Origin of the sequence: Providencia sp. PROV189, assembly GCF_028480065.1 — a bacterium.
GTDB classification, from domain to species: domain Bacteria; phylum Pseudomonadota; class Gammaproteobacteria; order Enterobacterales; family Enterobacteriaceae; genus Providencia; species Providencia stuartii.
Map to the genome: position 1 here is coordinate 44,139 of NZ_JAMPOG010000020.1, position 24,107 is coordinate 68,245.

The following is a 24,107-nucleotide window of genomic DNA, read 5'->3' on the forward strand; positions in this document are numbered from 1 at the left end:
TACATGACATTGTATGCTGGGATCGATTGCGGTACACAAAGTACCAAAGTCGTTATCGTGGATAGCGAAAGCGCACAAATTTTGGGTGAAGGCTCTGCGCCTCACCCACTCATTAGCGAAGCATCTGGGCGCCGTGAACAGCATGCTTCTTGGTGGACAGACGCACTTGTCAGTGCGTTTCACCAAGCGCTCAATAATGCCAGTATTGATGGTAAAGAGATAGCCGCAATCGCCGTTTCAGGCCAACAACATGGTTTTGTGCCTTTGGATACCCAAGGCAATGTGATCGCACCGGTTAAACTGTGGTGTGATACGGAAACAACGGCAGAAAACCAAAAGATCATTGATGCTTTAGGTGGCACTGACGGTGCGTTATCTCAACTCGGACTCATGCCTCAAACAGGTTATACCATTTCTAAAATTTTATGGTTGAAAACTCACCACCCTGAACTTTGGGAACAGTTAGAGACGGTATTACTGCCACATGATTACCTCAATTTTTGGCTAACGGGCGTTCGTGTGGCTGAATTTGGTGATGCATCTGGTACTGGCCTGTTAAATATTCGTACCCGTGAATGGGATGTTCATACCATCAATCTAATTGATGATTCAGGCCGTCTACAACGAGCTTTACCTCCACTTGTCACTGCTGAAACCTGCATTGGCACCGTACTTCCTGAAATCGCCCATAAACTTGGCATTTCGAGCCAAACGAAAGTGGCATCAGGCGGGGGTGACAACATGATGGCTGCAATTGGTACTGGTAATATTATACCGGGTATCATCACCATGAGCTTAGGTACCTCTGGCACACTATTTACCTATTCGAATACACCTGTTGTCGCCGATTCAGAAATGATTGCCGGTTTCTGCTCTTCAACCAATGGTTGGCTGCCTTTGATTTGCACAATGAATGTCACATCAGCCACCACGACGATACAAAAATTTTTGAATCTTGATCTTAATGGTTTTAATCAGGCCTTAGAGCAAACAGAGCCGGGTGCTAATGGGTTACAAATACTGCCATTTTTCAATGGCGAACGTGTTCCTCAACTGCCTCTCGCTAAGGCGAGCATCCATAATATTGATAGTAATAATTTAAATGCACAAAATTTGAGCCTTGCTGTCGTAGAAAGCGCCACTTATGGTTTGCGCTTTGGCATTGATTTATTCCGTAAACAAGGGATACAAACCAACGAAATCCGCCTAACTGGTGGCGGGGCTAAAAGTGCCAAATGGCGTCAAATTGTCGCGAACATTATGAATTCCCCTGTTATTTGTGTGACTAACAGCGAAGCTGCCGCACTGGGAGCGGCTATTCAAGCTGTTTGGTGCGACACCTTAACAGAGCAAGATAATAAAACAGAATTATTAGCAAAAATTTGCCAGCGTTTCGTTCACCTTGATGAGAGCACGCTGGTCAATCCTGATAGTGAAAAAGTTTCTCGCTATGAAGCTTTATATCAAGACTATCTTTCGTTACTCCAAACTGAATATCCAGAGGTGGCTGTATGACAAACTCAGCGGGCATTCAGGCGGATGAACTTTTACATATTACTGGGGTTAAAAAATCGTTTGGGCCAGTCGTTGCGCTGAAAAATGCGCAATTTAGCCTGAAAAAAGGATCTATTCATGCTTTATGTGGCGGCAATGGCGCGGGTAAATCGACCTTTTTAAGTATCCTAATGGGGTTCATTCAGCCTGACTCAGGCGACATTTTTGTGAAAGGAAAACGGTGTCACTTTCATCAACCAAAGGATGCACTCAATGCCGGTATAGCGATTGTTCAACAAGAACTGAGTTCGATTCCTGATCTGACAATTGCAGAGAATATTTGGTTAGGTCGCGAGCCTAAAAAACTCGGCTTCGTTGATTTCAAAAAAATGAATCAACTGACGGCAGATTTAATGGCTGACCTACATTTTGATCTTTCGCCAACAGAAAAAGTGCGCAATCTCAGCGTTGCTGAACAACAACTGGTGGAAATTGCTAAAGCACTTTCTCACTCAAATGCTGACATCATCATTATGGATGAACCAACATCCGCAATAGGTGAAGAGGATGCGCAAAAAATCTTTGATGTGATTACGCGTTTAGCTCAAAAAGGCAAAGGGATTATTTATGTTTCCCACCGCCTATCCGAGATATTCCAAATCGCGGACACTTTTTCGATTTTCCGTGATGGCACATTTATCACTGAAGGGGCGATTGCCGATATTACTCGCGAACAATTAATTGAGCATATTATCGGTGGCGAATTTAAAGATGAATTCGCCAAATTCAACCAACCAACTAATGAAACTATTTTAACTGTCGAACAATTAAGTTGGCTCAATAAAATAAAAAATATCAGCCTCACCCTGAAAAAAGGCGAGATCCTTGGAATATATGGGCTGGTTGGGTCGGGCCGTAGTGAGTTTCTTGATCTTATTTTTGGTATTGAACACGCCTCATCGGGAACCATTAAAATTAATGACATCCAATTAGGGAAACACTCCCCTCAAGATGCCATTAAAGCGGGCATTGCTTATGTCACTGAAGACAGGAAAGAAACGGGGTTAATGCTGGGTCGTTCAATTAACGAAAACATTAATATCGCTTCATTCTCTGATATTAGCCGAGCGAGTTTTATCAATGAAAAGAAAGAGCAAGCTCGTGCAGATGACATGATCAAACTCTTCAACATTAAAACACCAGATGCCGATCAACTTGCAGGAAATCTTAGTGGTGGTAACCAACAAAAGGTTGTCTTAGGCCGTTGGGCGCTTCTCGACCCTGAAGTGATGCTACTTGATGAACCAACCCGTGGAATCGATGTGGGAGCCAAAAAAGAAATCTATCGTTATATGTCGGAGTTCGCTTTAAAAGGCAAAGGGATCATCATGGTTTCTTCTGAACTGTCAGAAATTATCGGTATGAGCGACCGCATTATTGTATTCCGTGATGGTGAATTAGCTGGTGAGTTATCGGCAACTGAAGCAACTCAAACAGAATTAATGAAACTTGCTGTTTAATTCAGCACATTGGTTTTTATTCAAAAAATAAAGAGAAAAACTATGAATAGTACTTACTCTACGCCAACAACGGGGATATCCTTTTTAGCCCGCAATAAGAAAAACATGCACAAGTACGGCATTATCATGGCTTTCTTTGTACTTTGCCTAATTGTTGCTGTGATAGGTGAAGTGCAAGTTGCGCGCGGCGAATGGACTAACAACTATTTTCTTAGTCAAGACAATATGTTGATTGTCTTACGCCAAATATCAATTAACGGTATCTTAGCGATTGGCATGACCTTCGTCATTATCACCGCGGGGGTTGACTTATCGGTTGGCTCAGTCCTCGCTCTGAGCGGTATTGTAGCAGCGCGTTTTGCAACCACAAATGCAGGCCTATCCATTGGCGACACCGCGAATGCCGTTATGATGCCAATGATCATCGCATTAGGCATTGGTATCATCTGTGGTCTCATTAACGGAACTATTTTAGCAAAATTCAACCTACAACCGTTTATCGTGACCATGGGGATGCTCTCCGCTGCCCGTGGCTTAACCCTATTAACTACCGACGGCAACCCCGTATCACAACTCAATAATGACTTTAGATGGTTAGGTAATGGCTATATCTTTGATATCCCCGTGCCCGTCGTCATATTAATCGTGATCTTTGCACTCGCTTGGGTATTGCTAAATAAAACAACATTTGGCCGTTATGTCTATGCGGTTGGTGGCAATCCTAAAAGTGCAAGAACATCCGGTATTAGTGTCATCAAAGTCAAAGTGCTGGTTTATACCCTGTGTGGTGCATTAGCGGGTATTGCTGGACTGATCCTTACCGCAAGAACTGGCTCTGCACAAACCAGTGCCGGAGGAGCCTATGAACTAGATGCTATCGCTGCCGTCGTTATTGGCGGAACCAGTATGTCTGGTGGCGTTGGTACACTGGTTGGCACCTTCTTTGGTGTGCTAATTATCGGCGTTATGAACAATGGATTAGATTTGTTGGGTGTCCCCTCTTATTACCAACAAATCATTAAAGGTGCGTTGATCGTCATCGCAGTTCTGCTCGACCCTTCACGTAAACAAAGACGTGACTAATTAAAACAACACTGACCCTCACTGTGAAAGGTATCATAATGAAAAAAATGACTAAAATTGCAGCTCTTACCACTGCACTATTCATGAGTAATATGGCGCTTGCAGCCAAAGAGGAGCCTGTCAAAATTGCTATTTTGATGTATGGCATGAAAGCTGAATTTGTTCAATTAATGGAAAAAGCCGCCAAAGAGCACCCTGCGGTTAAAGAGGGTGAAGCGGTGATCACCGTTTACGATGGGCGCTATGATCCGATGGTGCAAAACAACCAAGCGGAAACAGCAATTCAGACTAAAGCAGATGCTATCATCATCAACCCAATGGATTATGAAGCGAACATTGATGTCGTCACTATGGCAAATGATGCCAAAATCCCTGTGATCGTGACTAACGCACGCCTCAACACGGATAAAATGACCGCTGAAGTTGTTTCTGATGACGTTTTAGGTGGTTATATGGAAGCAAAAACCGTCCTCGATAAAATGAACTGTGAAGGTAATGTTGTGATTATCGAAGGCCCTAAAGGGGGTAGCGGTGAGATCCAACGTGGTGAAGGTAACGATAAAGCTATCGCTGAATGTGGCCCCGGAAAAATTAAAGTATTAGAACGCAAAACGGCTAACTGGTCACGTGCAGAAGCAATGCCACTCATGGAAAACTGGTTACAAAAACACCGTGGCAAAATCAACGGCGTCATCGCTCAAAACGATGAAATGGCTTTAGGTGCTATCGAAGCCATTAAAGGTGCCGGCCTTGATGTAAATAGCTTTGCTATTGCTGGTGTGGATGGTGTTTCTGATGCAATCCTAGCAGTGCAGAACGGAGAAATGGTTTCTATCCTACAAGATGCCAATGCTCAAATGCAGGGCTCGATTGATATCGCAATGAAGTCAGTCAAAGGCGACAGCTATCAACCCAAATCAGCTATTTGGAAACAATATGCCGATCAACTGCAATGGAATGACGGTAAAGATAAACGTTACCAAATCCCTTGGACTGTAGTCACAAAAGACAATGCGCAACAACTGTTAGACGCACGTAAGTAAGTTATTTTTATCGCCACTCATACTTTGGGTGGCGATATTCAGCTCACATTATGAACAATCGGTAATTTCGTTATTTCCAATTCCGCTTCCCCTATTTTCGTGCATTCGACCTTTTCCCCATCCTTATAAATAAAATAGTAACGTTTATGATCCCCTGCCTTTTTCACTAATGAATCACCATTTAAGAAATTATAAATTTTATAGTTTACATTGTGTTCGTTATAACTAATGGCCGGGTGAGAGACAATAAAGCGGCTTCCCCACTTCAATGTGCTAATTAAATAATTTGTATGTAGTACGGTCATCACTCCCCTTTCAGGGCATTTAAGATCATATTCTTTCATCGCTTGCACGGGTAAGCAAATCGCACACAACATCGCAATCGAAATCCCCTTTTTTAGCATTTTCCCTCCGTATTATTAGCTTATTAATATATTACTCGCATCACCACTCGGGTTTTTATGAAAACATTGCCTCTACACAATTGCAATATTTTTCCTGTGAAATCATAGTGCTATTCTATTTATAAATAGAAAAAATCGATATTACATATAAGAAATATAGGTCTAACAGGGAAAGGCGTTGGAAAAGAATTAGGGGCGAATAAGAGCAAAATAAAAAACGAAAATACCCTACCACCTAAATGTTGAGATGGCCTCACAGAGCGTGAGGCCATCAGTGATATTATTTATTTTTCCATATCAATGCTGTCGGCATTGACATCTTTAATATGATCCCGCGTTAAACGGTAAACAACCGGACTTAACAATAATAGAGCAATCAAGTTCGGTATCGCCATCATCGCGTTTAAGGTATCTGCAAGTAGCCAAACAAAATCAAGAGATTGGGTTGCACCAATCGGTAATGCAATAAGCCATAACACCCTAAAGACCTTAATTGCCCTCACCCCAAATAAATATTGCACACATTTTTCACCGTAAAAACTCCATCCTAGGATAGTGGTAAAAGCAAATATGGCTAACGCAACGGCAACAATATAATTCCCACCGGGGATCGCTGATTGGAAAGAAGATGCGGTTAGTGTCGCCCCTGTTTCACTTGTTAACCATCCACCAGTAATAATGATAGTAAGACCTGTTACCGAACACACGATAATGGTATCGATAAAAGTACCTAACATTGCGATCAACCCTTGGCGGATCGGGTTTTGAGTTTTTGCCGCAGCGTGAGCAATAGGTGCACTTCCCAAACCAGCCTCATTGGAAAATACGCCACGCGCAACACCAAAGCGAATTGCCGCCCATACAGCAGCACCTGCAAACCCACCCTGAGCCGCAACCGGTGTAAATGCTGAGGTAATCACTAAAGAGAATGCAGCTGGGATCTCCGTAAAATTGAGCCCTAATACCAATAAACCTGCACCAAAATAAGCCACGGTCATGAATGGTACGAGTTTCCCTGCAACATCAGAGATACGACGCAATCCACCAATTAACACAGCACCAACTAAGATTACAAGTGCCCCAGCAGTCAACCATTTATGCACGCCGAAGTTACTTTCCAGCACATCGGCAACAGAGTTCGCTTGTACAGTATTCCCAATTCCAAAACTGGCGCAAGCACCAAAAAGAGCAAATAATGTACCTAACCAAATCCATTTAGGCCCTAAACCATTTTTGATGTAATACATTGGGCCACCAACATATTGTCCATACTTATCGACTTCTCGAAAACGTACCGCAAGCACAGCTTCTGAGTACTTTGTGGCCATACCAACCAATGCCGTGATCCACATCCAAAACAGCGCGCCTGGCCCTCCCATCACCACAGCGGTGGCAACCCCTGCGATATTACCAGTACCGATTGTCGCCGATAATGCTGTCATTAACGCATTAAAAGGCGATATTTGCCCTTCACCCCTATCCTCATTTTTCTGAAACAGTAACTTAAACCCTGTACCCAATTTACGGATTGGCAAAAATGCCAATCGGAGCTGCATATAGATCCCAACACCGAGGATCCCAATCAACATGGGAACTCCCCACACAATACCGTTAAGTTCTCCTAACCAAGCTGTTATCAGTTCCATTCTGCCCTCACATAAGCTGTATTCACTTTATTCTTTATCCGTCTGTCACAATTCAATAACATTTCTGTATAAAATTTAATAAAGACGATAAATCTATTAAGTGCGAGAAAAAAATGTCTTAAATAGCAAGATAAGTTAAAGAATGTGAGTAATGTCACCTCGTTGCGATTAGAAATTAAGCTTTTGTTAGACAATATGTGAGCTTTGCTACTCAAGAGTTCAAGAGTAGCCTATTAACATTTAATGATATGAATGACAGGTTTTAACGAATATTCTTATTTTATCGGAACAATATTCAATGATTAAATTAATTTTAATTTAATCATTATTTCTCAAAACGCTATTCCATCCTATGAAAACGATTACAAATTAAATAAGATTATGTATTATTCAGTCAGTATATGCTGACGTTATATGACTATCGAATATAATGAAATTCACCCTTTCAGAAAGGATTCCACGATGATTGGCAAAATTCAGCAAACAAAACAATGGCTATGGGGATTGTTTTTCTTATTGTTCTCTATTCCCACTTTTGCGAATACACTTTCTATTCCCACGATGACCAGTCACGTCGTGGATGAAGCACATTTATTAACAACAGAACAGCGCGATAGTTTAGCTCGACGGTTAGCGCTATTTCAGCAACAAACTGGGTCGCAAATTGCCATTTTAATCGTAAAGAGTACTTCCCCATTAGATATTGAAAGCTATGCAGAAAAAGTATTCAATCAATGGAGGATTGGTCGTATAAATATTGATGACGGTGTTCTTTTACTCGTCTCTGTCAATGACCGTACAATGCGTATCGAGGTGGGTTATGGGTTAGAAGGGGCAATCAGCGATAGCCTTGCAAAGCGTATTTTAGAATATGATTTTATACCTGAATTTAAGCGCGGTAATTATGCAGGAGGTCTCAACCGTACTATTGATTCCCTAATCGCCTTAATAAAAAATGAGCCACTCCCTGACGCCAAAACTCCCAGCTTTTTTATTTCTAAACAACCTGCTCCCTTTGGTTTATTAGATGCTTCACTTGCTATCGTACTAGCGGCAAGCGCTTATATCTGGCTTTTTATCATATATCATCTTATTAAATTACATAAACTTAAGGCTGCAATTCCAATCGCTATCATTCTCTTGTTAACTGCTTACACTGGCGGCTTTAATAACCCCGCAGGTAATGGCATGAAGTTTGGAGAAGATTTTTTATATACAGAATTACCACGTTGGAGCCAATTCCTTTTTCTCAAAATACTACCCACCTGGATGGTGTTCATCCTCGCTTTCACTATGTTTGTTGCGATATTTCTACTTTTATTTTTGGCTGTTGCTATTATTTATAAAATACTTGGCCTCATTATTAAGTCAGAAAAAAAGCGTCTTTCGATTACTATTGCCTTCTTATTTACTGGTTTTATTTTTCTATTTGCACTCGTCATATCAGAAGGTGATTTTGTTATTTCATCCGTTATTTCAAGTAGTGTTGGTTGCATCATTGGCATTGGTCATTATTTTGGTTTTATCAATGTGTACATTGGTGGGAGCAATAATAATGGCCGAGGCGGCAGTAGTGGAAGCCGAGGCGGTGGCGGATTTAGCGGAGGTGGTGGCGGGAGCTCCGGTGGAGGCGGCTCTTCAGGGTCGTGGTAAATTTCCTTAAGACTACGCCATAGTAGCCATTCACGGGATACGCCTAACACGAGATTTCAAGTTAGGTTGCTAAAATAACAATTTATACCCTCTTATAACTGGCTTTTAAAAATTAAAAGCCTGTTATACTCTGAGAGGGCGATTCTTGGACACAGACTAAAGCTCCTTTATAAAAATTTCGCTATCAATAGAATGACACTTCCGTCGTACTATCTTTGATTAACTTAATGTCCTGACCATTTTCATTTATTGTTAGTTCAAAATGACACTTATGTGCAATATTTTGGCTATTGTAATCACATTTAGAGTCTACTTGTAAAATAGTCTGACCTAACACACGAATTTTCATTAACAGATCAAATGGCTTAGTGATATCTTTCCCATATGTAATAATGGTTTCAGATATTACTTTATTATCTTTGTAATATTTTATCGTTGTTGGTAGTTTAAACTCATTATAATTATTTTCGCTAAACTTTGTTTTATTATCTGCCAATACAGAGCCGATAATAATCCCTTCTTTGTTATATCGATATATCAGTTTTCCATTATTATCCTTTCTTGATAATATCGTACAGTTATTACCGATTTCCATTTCTACAGGGCCATTATTATCCCTACCAACTAATTTATTTTTAACTCTCTCAACAAAGAGATAATTATGTACACCACTGAGGTATTCATCCTTTTTTTGGTTTAAAGCAAAACTATCTATGCAGCCATCACGACCAATTTTTAACAATGACTCATAGTTAATAGACTTGTCTTTATTGTAAACGACGGACCTAATTTCTTTAACATTTCCTTTAACTGGATTAAAATCATAGAGTTGTGCCATGTTGAACACAACAGGATTATATTGTTGCTTTTGAAATGCCAAAGATTCAGAAGCGATAAAAAAAGTAATTAGCGGTGTAATTGCCAATAGGTATTTATTACTCATTTTTAATTTTATACCTCTAAACGACTTGTATGCTGTGGTTTATTTTCAATAATCATTAATTTAATTTATTATCAATATAATATTTTACATAAAAATCAGTTAGTTAATAAAAAACATTACACGTAATAATAGCATGTATGCTCCTAAATATGCTAATGGTAACCACCTAAATAAATAAGATTTATCTCATCTTTTCGAGCCATCCGATGAGCAAATTTGAGTAAAACTTAAGCAAAAAGACACTTGAATTAGGAAAAATAACTTTTAATTATATTATACTTACGAAATATTCCAAGCACTGTAAAAATATCTTTACTCTTATAAATCCGAAGTCATAGTATGCATAGAAACAGGTACTGTTGTTAAGGTTAAATGGCTTTAATTTTCACACCCCAGAATATTGATATAAGTAAAAATAACTATATTTTCATTTACTCACCATCAAGCGTAATAAAATAGCTTATCGCTCATCATTTAATTTGATAAAAAAATTACTACTCATTAACATAAATGTTCAATGCACAATCATTATAAATCGATAACATCAGAACATGTGCAAAGTGAGATGAGTGATGATGGCATAGCGACAAAATCATCCTTTCCGTAATTCCCCGTCTTATCACACACCAACCTATATCATACGGTACTTTTTATGGTCGAAGTGATTTGCGCAGTTCAGAAGATTAGGTACCTAAATGTGAAGAAATTGCCATAACACTATTCACCTCTTTATATGGCAATATGGCGCCACCCGACGTTTATAGATGAAGAGCACACCGAGGACACGTCTTGATCGCTTATGTATCCCCTCTTTAGCTATAGAGGTGATGTTTTACAAGCAAAGGTCAAAAACAGTTATTTCAATCCATCAGTAGGATTGAAACTAGCATAAATTTATATCAATGATCCTAGTCAGTGTGGTATGTTTATATATTACGATATTGATAATTCAACAATGGAAAAGAAAAAAATATACTTTATCTATATGCCTAGCCCTATACTTGGCAGAAACCCTATACAAAGGGTAACAGGTTCCGGTATTTTCGGCGCTTTGTTTAATTTATATACCGAAGATAACTATATATTAGCCCTACAAAAAGCGATAGCACAGAAAAATTTAGACTGGCATGTTTACCGAGATGACACCGAATCAGATATAAAAAAACTTATTGAACAAGGTGCTAGACTTCTGGTCTGCGCCCCAGGTTTGAAATACATGTTTTATAGAAAAGGATTCGACAGAAAAAACATTATTTATCTCGACACTTTAGAATATGCGAATAATGTCACAACACCTGTTATAGATAGAATTGTCGAATTAGAAAATTTGCAGTGAATATACGTTTATTCATCTTTATTTACGCATGTGGAAGTACCATACACCATCTCTAAATCAACATATAAATGTACTGTTTTTTCAACAATATAAAACACCAACTCTATCAACACATCTATCATTAAGACCTTAAATTAAGGTTGTTTCTTAAGAAAATAAGAAGGAACTAGTTAAATTGAAAATACTGTTTCATTTTTTTTGAAAAACACAAAAATGCAGTTAACAGCAAACATAATGCAGTTTCCTCATACTTCCCCCAAAGTGCCCCCAACCTTTCAAGATCACTATCATAACGAATAGGACCTTCTGGGATGCTGGCCCACCCACCACTAAAATTAGAATATAAGAATGAAATAAGAAAACAAAACCATCCTAATAAGGTAAATATTCTGGCTAACCGATTTCTTTTAAATGATAAATACAAAGCAGCAACTTGAATGACAAATACTAATAACATGATTGCGTTAAAGAAGTAAGTTTCAATTTTCAAGTAAAGAGGAATATTCATCTTGTAAACAACAAATAAAAAAGATGTGTTTTTTAACAAATAAAACAAAAATGAAGATATATTAATTATAATAATTATCTGAATTATCCATAATGAAATAGGTTTTTTCACTTAATATCCTTATCAGCTTACGAAAAATTTTAGACAAGAATACATGATATTTAACTTACTGTCACCATTTCGTATTTCATAACTTCCTTTCATTAGTGGGCTGTAATTTTTTCATAATCTAGCTTCAATAAATGATAACTTTCATATTGAGCCAGTACATTCCTATAACATTTTAATTATCGTTATTTGACCAAAGGAGTATAAAATCAATTAGATAACCTACTGACTGGCATTCATTTAATATGTTTAAAAAAGTCGCTAGGAAAGATTTTATTCCTCTGCCCCATAGGTCATTATCAGATTACGTTTAAAAATACCAAACTTACATCATCTATAAGATACGTATATGAGATAACACGAAGATATGAATATACTCTACAAGTGACGGCTATTTGTTGTTGTAAACTTCAAGTCATGACCTATAACAGAAGCCCATGTGGTAGATTTATAAGGCCACTTCACTATAGTGACCTTTTGTTAAACTCTCTGAAAATTATTTTTGCTCGCTTTTTTCAGTAGGATCAAACGGTAGACCGTTAGCAAAAATAAAGGATAAAGCAACAATCAAAAATGTAGCGACCACGAATAATTTGTCTATCACTTTTTTCATATCGATCCCCCTAGTTTTAATCTATCAAAAATTATGACAAGTTCTATGATTTAGCAAGTAGCCTTTCATTGAGACAGCATTAAAGAAGATATATGCCAATAAGCCCGTTGTACGGGCTGTTTGGAGAAAATAACTTGACGCTAAAAATGACTTAATACTTCATATGTTATTGATTGTTCTGAGCTATCAAGCACTTTAATTTTTGCGCCTTTGTATGAAATAATATTACTTTTCTTTAAATCATACTGGATATCATTATTAAAGCCTTGGTTTTCAATATTAGAACCTATTTGCCTATAGCCTATATTTACAGAGTCACCATTTTTCCCATTGAAAATTAATGCTTCTTCAAAGGAATTTCCTGCAGGATTACTTAATTTCACCTTATCAAATTTAGCCTTATCGCTACAGATAAAGACATTAAATTCGGTGACGACACATAGCTCATGACTCTCTTTTTTTACTAATAATGAAGTCCATGGTTGCCCAATAACTTCAACGACCACACTACCAGAATCATTCGTATTCGTAGGCATATAAAAATCACCTTTATCGCTTTCCCCTACCTTTTTAAAGGTTCCTGGCGTCACTTTATAGGCTAAATCTATCTGAGTTGAATCGAGCACTTTGATCCCATCAATCTCACTAATTACTCCATCCCTTACTAAGGGTTGCCCAATACTTATCGTGTTTACAGTTCCTATTTTTGGCTCGCTCACCTTATGTGAAGAAGGGGTATAGTTATATTCCGTAACTGCGCATCCCGATAAGGCAACCATACAAACACATAAGACTGATAATTTTCTCATTTAACTAAATACCTATATGGACAGAATAATAAAATATTTTACATACCGAATGTTACATTTATTAATAATGACCAACAAGTTATTGTCGAGTAACAGTAAAATGCGATTATCTTTTACCACCTAGTTATTCTTAATATTGCAGTTAATCGATGATTTTACCCCACTCTTTCATAGCAAAATTCCATTTATGTTAATTAATATACCGACAAACAATATGATGAAAGAGGTGAGTGATGCTGATATTGAGTTAAACGTTCATTGTACTAGCTAATATTGCACCTCTCCCATAAATCGAGATGCTTTATATGTTACTTTAGCTGCACAAGTCCGAGCATTTTAGTTTTTACAAGCTTTCTTCCTAAAAAGATGATAGAAAGGGTTTCTGTCACAAGAATAAAAGGCTTGATGGTCAGAGAAAGCATTTAGCTGTCTGTGGCATTGAAAAATATCTGGGTATATTGGGGCAGAGGTTGCTTTGAAAATATTGGTACTTTTCCGAGCTACCGCAACGTCTATGTAATCTATTTTATGTTTTAGGCACGACACAAAAGCGACCATGCCCAACCTCACATTGAAGATATCCAACCTATTAACGATACACAAAACGTATAGAACCTATTTATTACACAGGAGCAGTTAATGCAAAACGAGGCAACATACTCGGTTGAGCACGGCGTCAAGGTATACCTTGTGAACTCATTTACCCAGAATAATTCTGGCGGTAATCCTGCTGGGGTGGTTCTCAATCCCCCAAACCTAAGCATTGCACAAAAAATAGCTATCGCACGTCAAGTTGGTTTTTCCGAGACTGCATTTGTCTATACTGGCGAGGAGACGGATTTTGAAGTGGATTTTTTCACATCGGAAGGGGAAGTCGATTTTTGCGGGCATGCAACACTAGCCGTTTTTTTCACTCTAGCCTCACTTAATTTGCTTACACCAGGCTCTTATACACAAAAAACCAAAGCTGGTATTCTAAACGTAACCGTCAGTCCTGACAGTATCGTTATGGATCAAGCTTTACCTATCACGCGGCATGGGCCTGATGTTGAAGATATCGCCGCTGCTATCGGTATACGACCCGAGGCTATTACAGGAACTGGCTTTCCCATTGAAATCATTTCAACAGGTTTGCCTGATATCATCATTCCCGTGCAGGCTGGCCAATTAGATATTCTGCACCCCGATCATGACGCTATCGCAAACTTAAGTCGTGAATTCGGTACTATCGGTTTCCATGTCTTTGAGCTGAGCCACCATGCCCCCATCACGGCCCACTGCCGAAATTTTGCCCCTCTATATGGCATAGATGAAGAATCGGCAACTGGCAGTGCCAGCGGCGCGCTAGGGTGCTATTTGGTCAATCATGTTTTACCTAATGAAACTCACTTTCTGTTAGAGCAAGGGCGAGCAATGGGCTGTTCTTCGATGATCCAAGTGACGATTGATAGACAAGCACAGGCGATTCGTCGTGTTAGAGTTGGAGGGCAAGCCACGATGATTGGTACAAAAATAATTAGTATTTAATCAAGCACATCACAATTATCGTCCAAGTAAACCATCGATAACGTTTTGCACTAATGGAGAAACAGCCATAGGCATTTCCACTCATTACCGATTAAATTCAGGTATTAATAGATTTGAGCGATTATAATAAAATGAATCCCTAACAAAAACTGCCACCACTAAGACTAGCGCATTTATACATATGTAGGATTGTAAGATAAATATTTTTACATATGACGAGCTTTTTCTATACTGAGTTTTGACAGTTTTTTTACTTTACAGGTGCATAAATTAAGGAACCGCATATGACAATACTAGTTACAGCTCAAGAGCAAATTATCGTGGGGCAGGAAAAAGTAATCGAAAGTTTGGCCCCTGAAGGTACATTTGCAGCTGTATTTGAAGATGATGGAGAAACAGGATACTTCTATGCGCTAGATGAATCTGCTGACGGCAACCCAATTCAGGACGCCCTCCATATTTACAATGTAGAGGATATTTCAGATAGAAACATTCCATCTGATGTCAAAATTGGCTGGTCAGAAGATAGTCTTAAGTGCGTTCTGTTAATTAATAATTACCCACATGGTATATTTAATTTTGAGACTAAAAATGGGTATTGTCGTAGTGGTTTTCCGCCACCAACAAATCATAAATGGTCTATTTTAGGACACGAATGGAATGATACTGTTCATGATTTTTTTAAGTAACGCGTCTGGCATTTTTTAGTTATTACTTTTTAAAAAACGATATCTCAACTGTCCACTTCCCCTAAAATAAGATAGCTATAATTAGAGTTTCTGCCCAAAAATTACAGAAGCCGTTATGAAAACGTTCGTTTTACTGAAACGCAAATTGTCAGCAACTAGAAAATTCTAAATGGGTGTGTCTCAATTAGTAGGGAGTGGACATCGTCTGTATCGGCTTGGATTAAGCATATAATCAGAAAAGAATTACAAAGCCGTGGCATTGAGCTAAAGAACTGGCCGAATCGGGTAGCTAAATAGCTACCCTTTTTTATGGAGTCCGAAAACTCTACGAACTCACCAACCAATGGCAAAGAATTATTAGCTTAGCAGGTGGTTCGTTAATTCTCCTCCAAACGTTGAGCTAACCAACGTTGTGCCAATTCAGTCAATTGATCCTTTCTTTGTACTGAGGGTGTATCTATATCGAGGAAAGCGCAATTACGAGCTTCTAAATAAGCCAGTAATTTCAATTGATCCGCACTCATACAATAAAAAGAACACTACCCCCATAACTACCAGTAAAGCTCAACTATCAAGTCAGTGAATTGGGTTCGAAGGTTTTGATTAACTAATTAAATGCAATAATGACGACTGCATTTCCAGTGTAATACCCAGGTGTTACCGTTCCTGATGCATGTAATTCAGAAGTGAATGTAAATGAATTCGCCGCATTATTTCCAGAAATGTTCATGTTCACGCCATTCCAGCCATTTTGATTGTTAATTAATGGATTTGAATAAAAGTTAGAAGTCGAATTTAAATATACATAACGCTCACCCGTGGTTGAACGAGCAAATAAATTGATATTTGTAGCCTGTGTACAAGTGATATTGCCAGAAACTGAGTTTGTTTTACCATTCAAACTTGTGTTACTGAGAGCCCCGTGATTAACAAAAGCAGGCAAAGAAATACTACATGTTTGATTTGTAGGTGGGATTTTACCACATACGCTACCTGGCCACTGGATTGCATTCCTAACGCCTGGGGTTGGTTTATGGTTAACATAGAATAATCCAATACAAGTTGCATTTGGGCTATCAATGACAAACGATGCACGATAAGGAATTCCTTTTGCGCTACGAAAAGCCGCTGCGACTTCTTCCGCTGTTCGATACTGGTTAATTCGAATGCAGTTACCATAATCCAAGCAAGATCCACTCAACGACGGCGCACCAGATGCATACAGAACATCAGGGCCTACCCAACATTCGGTTGATCCATAACAAGGGTTAGTAACACCACTTGCTTCACTCCAAGAAAGAATGTCCATCGCAACACGAGGCCAAGCTCCAGAGGTCATACTCACAGGCATTACATACGCAATCGCATTGGCAGGGCGAGAAGGAAATAGAGACGCTAATGCGATGATTAATAATAAAATACTCAAACGGCTTGTATTTAACATTCCGTATATTTTTGCTTTTTTCGCATACATAATGATTTACTCATAATCTAATTTGAACGTGGCACTCGCAGCCCATGAACCAAGCACAATTGATTTATTTTGCAATGCAACTGGCTCAGCTCTCACATACGCTTGAAATCGTAGGTCATTATTATTTCCGGCATACAACCCTTGGGTATAACTGCCACTATTAATTTTGATTGCCGTACCGGAAATACTTTCAATACCAACCGCCACACCTGTTGCTTGGCTTCCAGCATCTAACGCTAATAAACCAGGTAAAGCCAAACTTTCTGCGCCCATAAATGTGACTTTCACTTCATGGCCTAATGCTAAATCGCAATTGATTAAGCGAATGGTAAAAGGCTGGCTATTTGTTTGATTATTCAAATACAGGTATTTATCCACTATCGTACCGAAATCTAATTCAATCGATTCGTCGCCAGGATAAACGTCACAAGCATCTTCAATTAGCGTGCCATCAAATTCCACATTTGCAGAAAAAGTGGCAGTGACCCCCAAAAACCATAAGCCAAAGGCAAAGCTCATATTACGTTTAATATTCATAGTTATGACTGCCGCCTCCTATTCAAAAATAATGGTTAACGTGCCTGATGCAGTAAAATTATCCCCTACGAGCTCGCTTCCTGATCGCATGACAGGAACTGCTGAAAGGGATGGTAGTGAAGCCGCATTAATCAAAAAGGGTTCATTCAATGGTTGAGGTTGGCCATTTTTCTGAATTTGAATTCCTAATTTGCCATTATTCAACGGTGTCACCGTTCTTAATGTCGCATTATCAAATCCACTTCCCGCAGGTGTTCCTCCGAATATCAAGCTGATATCCCACGGTTGTGTCATATCGCCAACACAATTTAATTGAAAAGGAATAGGTTGCTTGAAGGCGGTACCATTGATTTTTCGTACACCGACTTTACCAAATGAAACTTTTATCGGGTCGTCATGGCTTAATTGGCAAACAGGAGGAATAATTAACGTGCCATCAAATGCCCAAGCCCAATTTGCTTGCGCTGAAGATATGGACATCACCATTATAAATCCTGCCATCCAATGCTTAATTTGATTGTTATTCCACATAATCATTCTCACTGATACTCAATTTTCAGTGTTGCCAGCGCTGTAAAAAATCCGCCATCGGTATTCGTAAAATTGGCATCACTGTTTTTTACTGGAGCAACCTCCAAGGTTGGCAGCGCTGTATATAACACATTGAAAGGCTGGTTAATAACTTGCTTAGCATTGTTCACATAAAAGGAAAGCCCGAGTTTTGGGTTACTCGTTTTTAATGCGCCATTGCTATTAAATGATGTCCCATCGCCGACAAGCGTGAGCTTTATAGCGTTTTTCGCTAGATTTGTGCAGCTGAGTCTCATTGGTACAGTACGCTTGTATTGAACTCCATCGATACGTGGAAGCAATATATCGCCAAAATGTATAGTTTCTTGCTGGTTGTTATTCAAAATGCACACAGGCGGTGTCACCAATAATCGACCTTTTAGCTGGATACCAAGTGTTGCTGCTTGGCTTTGGCTAAACAGGCTAAGAATCATGCAGACCGAGAGAAGATAACGGAATAATTTCATTGATATCATCCTATTGGTAATCCAATACCATCGTGAGATTGCCCGTAAAATCCCCACCTGATGTTAAGTTTACGCCTGTAGGTTTAACAGGGACGGCATACAAAGCAGGCGAACTCCCATAATTAAAATTGAATGTCGCACCATTACTAAGGCGGGTTCCATCACGGTAAATGGCAATACCTAAATTCGGGAGATTGGTCGTCACGGATGACTCACCATTAATTTGCCTATCAGTCCATTTCAGCGTCATCTTTAATGTATTCTTATATAAGCCATTACATATCAAGTTATAATTAATAGGTGAGCGCCCATAAGCACCATCAATCTTTGCCTGATGTATATCGCCAAAATCTACAGAGGTCGTTGTTGCACCGCCAAGGGTACATTCCGGCTCACCGTATACCGTCACGCGAATTTGGATATTAGAGCTTAGATTTGCAGCGATAGCATTGTAAGAAAAGCCGAGTGAAATCAGAGTACCAAAGAGAATTACCTCAGCTAGAACACACGCTTTCAAGCCTATAGTAAAAAAATAAGCTCCTCTCATCTCCATGCTCCTATTCATAACTTACCTGAAATCTAATTAACGCCTGATAAGCTCCAGCATTTAGTTGAGCAGAGGTACGTACTGGCGTTACATAGTAAGTTAATTGGTTTTGCCCAGGTGAAACCAACTGTGGTGTACTGTACTCACCTAAGTTAATTGGTGAACCCGCTGCATCACTTAATTGCAGGCCAATCCCCTGAACACCGATAACAGCAGCCAAGCGCGGGTCTTGAATATCTATAGGAGCCAAAAAGCGGACCTTCATTGACGGCATTTGTTGGCTCCACAAAAGATTCCCCTGTGCAGTGCGGCTACGGCTTTCACCACTTAAACAATCCTCTAAACGCAGCTCAATCGCAACAGGGTTACCTGTTTGCCCGACATGCTGAAGCTGTCCTGTTCCCACAGTACCTAAATTAATAGTTTGATATGCTGATAACATTGCTAAACGACAAGCACTTTCCGTCAAGGCTCCATGGACATATAGCGTGCCATGTGAACCATCTACATCCCAGTTATCAACTTTATTTAGGGCTGTTCCCATCGCCATGTTACTGAATAAATTCAGCGCTAAACTTCCTAAGCCCACATAACGGAGCATCCTGCTTGTGTTTGTCATGATATTCTCCTGCTATCTCATCGCGCATTTCAAATCAGTCTATTTTTTTTCAGGTACCACATGGCAGCTATTTCCCTGACATGTAAACGACAGTGTTGGACGACCACCGTAATCATTGATATAGGTCAGCACAGGTTTATTACCTAATGCGTCTGCACTGACGTTCAGTGCTTTGCTGCTTTTTGGTGCCACCATCACTGGCTCAAACCCTGCGACCGTTTGTCCATTTTTGTTGGGAACAGCATCGACAAAAGAAACGTAATAGGCAGTTGGGTTATTAATCGTATACTGGTTACCCTGACGCGTAAGAGTTACTTTTTCCTGCCATGGGTTATCCATTTGCTCACGTGTCGGAATGATTGCTTTCGGTCTATAAAACAATTTGATACGTGTCTGTAACGCCAGTTGCAGTGTATTGGGCTTATCACTTTTTGGTGGAATCTCACGCAAATTAAAGTAATACACGGATTCTCTGTCTTGTGGCAGTGCAGCAGCACTTGGCAGCGCTTGGATTTTGATTTGGCTTTTTGCCCCTGGTTCAACACGCTGCACCGGTGGCAATACCGTAAATGGGTCGCTTATTTTTTCACCTTTCTCATTCTCCACCCAACCTTGAGCGAGATAAGGTAATTGTTTGTTTTCATTACTGATATTTAAACTGATCGATTTTTCGTCTCCTGTAATAATCGCTCGAGTTCTGTCTAAGGCAACTGCTGCTTGAGCAGAAGATAGCGTTGTTGAAGTCAACACAACGCTAGCCAATGCGAATACTGCTCTATGGGCATTTTTTTTGTTCATCAATTTGTTTTTCATCATGTTATTCATCATATTGTTATCTTCTATGGTTAAGGAACACTCATCGCTCTTTGCGTACCACCATTTTTATTATTTTTGTAACCAGCGACTTAGTTCCTTTGGCGCCGTTCTTTCAACAACAGGCACAACAAGTTCTGCTGTTTTCGGCATTGCTTCTAATGCACGACTGGCTGATTGTGTCTTTATGGTCGCTGGCGATGCGGCTTTTGCTCCCGGTTTGTGGCACGGTAGTAACCAGCTTGCCTGTAAATAATCATCTTCTGGCAAGGTATTAGGGAGTGTGATTTCACACTGCACTTGGTCATCCCAACGAACTTGCAAGGTATCTTTTGCATTTAAACCAGTGAGATAGGTATTTCCATCATCACCCACCATACCGACTTGCTGACCACGACCGTTTAAGACTATTGCTCCGAAAGGTGGTGTACTATTGTCCGATAGCCTTAACAACGCCATCGCACTATTTCCTGCGACAACATCAAATTGACGGTAGCCAATTGCCCCTTCTGTTAAAGTGCCTTGCTTTATAGATTGAGACACTTGTGCTTCATCTGGTAATGCATTCAAATCAACGCTAATTTGGTTGCGGTAATAGCTATTCACGTCACTAATAACGGCTTGTCCAAAGCGGTTGGTACGTACAATGGAGCCGTAACCACGTAATGGGATATTAGGCACACCATCGGTATCAACAAATATGCGAGTACCACCAATTTGACTACCACGATGTAGTACGGCACCTTTCTCTGTTGCGGTGAAACCACCTTGCAAAGAGAACCCTGCAGATCGATAACGGTCTTGTTGGTAAGTTGCGTTTGCGTTGAGCTGTGCTAAGTCTCCCTGATGAGTGTAATAGCCACTCACGAGCACACCTGAACGCGCCCATCCGGTACTTAGCTGATAGTTATTTCTCTCATCGATGGTACTGTAGTAACTCACACGCTGTGAGTTATCATTTTTATCCCAACTACTGTTATAACTAACGGAGCTTTTTTCACCCCAAGGCACTGTGAGTGACGCATATACGCCATCATCATTACTTTCACGATAACGATTTCGATAGGCCGTCAAGTTGAGGCTAAGATTCTTCCATTTACCAATATCAAAATAGCGCGCTAACGAAATACTATAGCGGTCGTTATCGGGTTGATCCCAATAGGTTTGATGGTAATAATTGATGAACGCACTCAGCCCTAACTCTGAAAACTGTTGGTTATAAGAGATGGTATACATTTCTTTGCTGTTGTATTGGCGAGCACCTGTTTCCTGCGCATCCAAATACTCAGACATACTCATAAAACCTTGCTCAGAGAATCGATATCCTGCAAATGTCACTTGGCTGTTATAGGTATCAAAACGTTTAGAGTAACTTAAACGATACGAGCTCCCACGATACGTTTTATCGTCAATACCACTTAAGTTGGTTAAATGCGCCCGAGCATGAGTGACATCAAATGACAATGCACCGAATACCATTAAGTCACGACCAATCCCTATAGCCGCGGATGCATAGTTTTCTGCACCAATTCCACCACCATACAGTGACCAGCCGTTGTTAACCCCCCAAGAGAATTCGCCACTTGCAAAGGTATCGCCACTAACATGATGGCGCCAATTTGTTGGGCGCCCTGCGGCTAATTTGTAACGCAGTTGCCCCGGACGTGTTAAATACGGAACACTTGCAGTATTTACAGTGAAATTCTGTGTTGAGCCGTCTTGTTCTTTAACTTCAACATCGATTTGCCCAGCTAATGCATCATTTAGGTCTTGGATACGAAATGGGCCCGCAGCGACTTGAGTTTGATAAATAATGCGTCCTTGTTGGCTCACGATGACGGTTGCATTACTTTTTGCTACCCCAGTAATTTCTGGTGCGTATCCACGTAGATTAGGTGGTAGCATATTGGTATCGGTAATCAGGCTAAGCCCTGTAAACCTGAAACTATCAAAAATATCAGAGGTTAAATAATCCTCACCTAAGGTGAGTTTTGCGCCTAAGGATTTGATTGCTCGGTAGACATAATAACGAGTCCAATCTAGTGATGTGGTCGTGCTTTGCCCTTGTTGCTTATCAATACGCATTTGCCAGTCAGCACGAACACGCCAAGCACCCAAGTTAACACCAGCAACCCCATTACCGCTGGTACTGTAGTTAGTTTGTTGTCCTGAGCGGGTTTGTTGGCCCACTTGTGCATTTAAGTTGTAATCAAACAATGCGCCGGGTAATCCTTCTTCCCAGCGTGCAGGAGGATCCCAATTCTCAGCGGTATATTCGAGGTAGGCTTGCGGCAAACTAATATACATAGCCGAAGTCGCAAGGTCGGCTTTAACTTCAGTTCCGGGCAAACTTTCAAGTGATAAACACTGTCCTTCGTGCCACCACTTCAATGTCGACATCAATTCAGGTTTGATACCGAATTTTTCAACTAAAGCAGGGGTCAGGCAAGGGAGGCTTTCATTCGACTCACCTTCAGGTGCATAGTAAAAGACAGTTTCTTCCGGCATGCTTTGCTTGTTTAAGAAGACCGTAAAACTGTATTCACCAGGCATGAGATAGCCTGGACGCGCAAATTGGCTTAGATCAATGTTGTTACGATCATTGACGTCTAGCATATCCATATTAAATGTAATATCGGATGCGTGACCACCAAAGCTAATAGCCAACGCGACTAAAAGCCCTAATCTGCAAGGCCGAGTTATCTGTAACACAGGCGTGTGAATGAAATTCAGGGTCATCATCTCGACCTTCTTTTGCGTTCTTTTATCCGTAATGTCATTTCGCTCACGAAGCTCATCCTACAAAGGGAGTTTCATTTATAAGAGGAACCGACTATTCATAATCCAGTTTGAAACGTAATTGACTGTAGTATTGGCCTGATACCAATGGGCGGTTATTCGCCACCAACCGTAGCCGATAGGTGAGATCTTTTGTTCCAGCTGTTAGTGCGCTCACTGACATTCCTTGGCCTGGTATGGCAATTTCACCATCTCCCTCACGTTGAATTTGTAATCCAACACCTTGAGCTTGTCCGTTTACACCAAATAACCCCCTGTCATGGGGGCCATCGAATGTTACGCGAAAGTATTGCCAATTCGGTTTGTCAGGATTTTGGCGTTCAAGAACACAATTCACTAATCGGATAACAAAAGGGCGAGCCGGTCCTTGTCCATCACGGCGAATTTGAGTCAGTGCAATACTTCCCATATCAATAGTTTGATCACGGCTGCCGACATCAATTGCACATGCTGTTTCAATAATGCTTCCATTCATACTCACTGAGCCTTGAGCATGTGCAGTTGATACCGCAGTCAACGTGCCTATACTTAAGATCAATGAAAACACTCCACTGGTTAACGAATGATTCATTGCTTCCTCTCTTACACCCAATTCAGTCGGAATGAACCAACAAATTAATTTGTTGGCTCAAGATGAATTACTCGTAAGACAAAGTGAAATCCGCTACTGAGCTAAAGTCACCGGCAGTGATAGTGTCGATATCGCCACCATTACCTTTTAAGTAAGCAGCGAAATTCAGTGTGTTGTTACCATTTTGAATTTGTTGGAATGGTGTAGCTGTTCCTAAAGTCACCACATTGCCGCTACCATTAGTGATCTGAACACCAGCGCCAGCACCAGTACCAACAATACCCAGTGTTTTATTGGTATTGTCGAAAGATGCAGCAGCACCACTAAAGGTTAA

Annotated in this window: 23 protein-coding genes and 1 pseudogene; 8 read left to right on the forward strand and 16 right to left on the reverse strand. The window is 40.1% G+C overall.

Annotation, left to right across the window (positions count from 1 at the left end):
- Positions 1–3: 3 nt before the first annotated feature.
- From xylB to PR833_RS12850, 4 genes are all read left to right on the forward strand, one after another.
- Positions 4–1,515, forward strand: a complete 1,512-nt coding sequence (xylB, locus tag PR833_RS12835) for a xylulokinase (RefSeq protein ID WP_171830838.1) — start codon at positions 4–6, stop codon at positions 1,513–1,515.
- A complete protein-coding gene (locus tag PR833_RS12840) occupies positions 1,512–3,014 on the forward strand; it encodes a sugar ABC transporter ATP-binding protein (RefSeq protein ID WP_004918294.1) in 1,503 nt (500 codons plus the stop codon). The genes xylB and PR833_RS12840 overlap by 4 nt, the downstream gene beginning before the upstream one ends.
- A 42-nt stretch (positions 3,015–3,056) precedes the next feature.
- The gene (locus tag PR833_RS12845) at positions 3,057–4,097 is read left to right on the forward strand and encodes an ABC transporter permease (protein WP_272526191.1); all 1,041 of its coding nucleotides are present in this window, start codon (positions 3,057–3,059) and stop codon (positions 4,095–4,097) included.
- Between the two features lie 83 nt (positions 4,098–4,180).
- Positions 4,181–5,140 (forward strand): substrate-binding domain-containing protein, encoded by a 960-nt coding sequence (locus PR833_RS12850; RefSeq protein ID WP_376738367.1) that lies wholly within the window; start codon positions 4,181–4,183, stop codon positions 5,138–5,140.
- Between the two features lie 38 nt (positions 5,141–5,178).
- Here the strand turns inward: PR833_RS12850 and PR833_RS12855 are convergent, their stop codons facing one another.
- Positions 5,179–5,544, reverse strand: a complete 366-nt coding sequence (locus PR833_RS12855) for a hypothetical protein (protein WP_004918288.1) — start codon at positions 5,542–5,544, stop codon at positions 5,179–5,181.
- A gap of 284 nt (positions 5,545–5,828) precedes the next feature.
- The gene (locus tag PR833_RS12860) at positions 5,829–7,190 is read right to left on the reverse strand and encodes an alanine/glycine:cation symporter family protein (protein WP_004918286.1); all 1,362 of its coding nucleotides are present in this window, start codon (positions 7,188–7,190) and stop codon (positions 5,829–5,831) included.
- 462 nt (positions 7,191–7,652) lie between these two features.
- Here PR833_RS12860 and PR833_RS12865 point away from each other — a divergent pair, with 462 nt between their 5' ends.
- Entirely contained in the window at positions 7,653–8,843 is a 1,191-nt protein-coding gene (locus PR833_RS12865) for a TPM domain-containing protein (protein ID WP_042116439.1), read from the forward strand.
- Positions 8,844–9,027: 184 nt separating this feature from the next.
- Here PR833_RS12865 and PR833_RS12870 read toward each other — a convergent pair whose 3' ends face one another.
- Positions 9,028–9,786: a YnfC family lipoprotein gene (locus PR833_RS12870; RefSeq protein ID WP_004918281.1), complete on the reverse strand. Its 759-nt coding sequence runs from the start codon at positions 9,784–9,786 to the stop codon at positions 9,028–9,030.
- A gap of 955 nt (positions 9,787–10,741) precedes the next feature.
- On the opposite strand from PR833_RS12870, the gene PR833_RS12875 reads away from it, so the two are divergent.
- The gene (locus tag PR833_RS12875) at positions 10,742–11,122 is read left to right on the forward strand and encodes a nitrogen fixation protein NifS (RefSeq protein WP_230089752.1); all 381 of its coding nucleotides are present in this window, start codon (positions 10,742–10,744) and stop codon (positions 11,120–11,122) included.
- Between the two features lie 166 nt (positions 11,123–11,288).
- On the opposite strand, the gene PR833_RS12880 is transcribed toward PR833_RS12875, so the two are convergent.
- Together PR833_RS12880 and PR833_RS12885 are read right to left on the reverse strand one after the other, a co-directional pair.
- Positions 11,289–11,741, reverse strand: coding sequence for a hypothetical protein (locus PR833_RS12880; protein WP_230088470.1), 453 nt, complete (start codon positions 11,739–11,741; stop codon positions 11,289–11,291).
- A 750-nt stretch (positions 11,742–12,491) separates the two neighbouring features.
- Positions 12,492–13,160 (reverse strand): hypothetical protein, encoded by a 669-nt coding sequence (locus PR833_RS12885; protein ID WP_014657981.1) that lies wholly within the window; start codon positions 13,158–13,160, stop codon positions 12,492–12,494.
- 639 nt (positions 13,161–13,799) lie between these two features.
- Here PR833_RS12885 and PR833_RS12890 point away from each other — a divergent pair.
- Together PR833_RS12890 and PR833_RS12895 are read left to right on the forward strand one after the other, a co-directional pair.
- On the forward strand, positions 13,800–14,687 hold the full coding sequence (locus tag PR833_RS12890) for a PhzF family phenazine biosynthesis protein (protein WP_060560711.1): 888 nt from the start codon (positions 13,800–13,802) through the stop codon (positions 14,685–14,687).
- A gap of 284 nt (positions 14,688–14,971) precedes the next feature.
- A complete protein-coding gene (locus tag PR833_RS12895) occupies positions 14,972–15,376 on the forward strand; it encodes a DUF2251 domain-containing protein (RefSeq protein ID WP_036943657.1) in 405 nt (134 codons plus the stop codon).
- A 377-nt stretch (positions 15,377–15,753) separates the two neighbouring features.
- Here the strand turns inward: PR833_RS12895 and PR833_RS20350 are convergent.
- The 11 genes and pseudogenes from PR833_RS20350 to PR833_RS12945 form a co-directional block, all read right to left on the reverse strand.
- Positions 15,754–15,900: pseudogene (locus PR833_RS20350) on the reverse strand (phage antirepressor Ant); the annotation flags it as partial.
- Between the two features lie 83 nt (positions 15,901–15,983).
- The gene (locus PR833_RS12900) at positions 15,984–16,850 is read right to left on the reverse strand and encodes an MrpH family fimbial adhesin (protein ID WP_004918264.1); all 867 of its coding nucleotides are present in this window, start codon (positions 16,848–16,850) and stop codon (positions 15,984–15,986) included.
- Positions 16,851–16,856: 6 nt separating this feature from the next.
- A complete protein-coding gene (locus PR833_RS12905) occupies positions 16,857–17,387 on the reverse strand; it encodes a fimbrial protein (RefSeq protein WP_272526192.1) in 531 nt (176 codons plus the stop codon).
- Positions 17,388–17,405: 18 nt separating this feature from the next.
- Entirely contained in the window at positions 17,406–17,924 is a 519-nt protein-coding gene (locus tag PR833_RS12910; RefSeq protein WP_004918259.1) for a fimbrial protein, read from the reverse strand.
- A gap of 2 nt (positions 17,925–17,926) precedes the next feature.
- On the reverse strand, positions 17,927–18,424 hold the full coding sequence (locus tag PR833_RS12915; protein WP_014657978.1) for a fimbrial protein: 498 nt from the start codon (positions 18,422–18,424) through the stop codon (positions 17,927–17,929).
- A 10-nt stretch (positions 18,425–18,434) separates the two neighbouring features.
- A complete protein-coding gene (locus PR833_RS12920; RefSeq protein WP_241014136.1) occupies positions 18,435–18,971 on the reverse strand; it encodes a fimbrial protein in 537 nt (178 codons plus the stop codon).
- 10 nt (positions 18,972–18,981) lie between these two features.
- Complete coding sequence (locus PR833_RS12925) at positions 18,982–19,590, reverse strand: fimbrial protein (protein ID WP_040132977.1); 609 nt, start codon at positions 19,588–19,590, stop codon at positions 18,982–18,984.
- A gap of 39 nt (positions 19,591–19,629) precedes the next feature.
- Positions 19,630–20,418: a fimbria/pilus periplasmic chaperone gene (locus PR833_RS12930; protein ID WP_014657975.1), complete on the reverse strand. Its 789-nt coding sequence runs from the start codon at positions 20,416–20,418 to the stop codon at positions 19,630–19,632.
- Between the two features lie 57 nt (positions 20,419–20,475).
- Positions 20,476–23,145: an outer membrane usher protein gene (locus PR833_RS12935; protein ID WP_272526193.1), complete on the reverse strand. Its 2,670-nt coding sequence runs from the start codon at positions 23,143–23,145 to the stop codon at positions 20,476–20,478.
- 91 nt (positions 23,146–23,236) lie between these two features.
- The gene (locus tag PR833_RS12940; protein WP_171830836.1) at positions 23,237–23,773 is read right to left on the reverse strand and encodes a fimbrial protein; all 537 of its coding nucleotides are present in this window, start codon (positions 23,771–23,773) and stop codon (positions 23,237–23,239) included.
- Positions 23,774–23,840: 67 nt separating this feature from the next.
- Positions 23,841–24,107 (reverse strand): fimbrial protein (locus PR833_RS12945; RefSeq protein ID WP_442959667.1); only part of this gene is annotated, 267 nt, incomplete at its 5' end.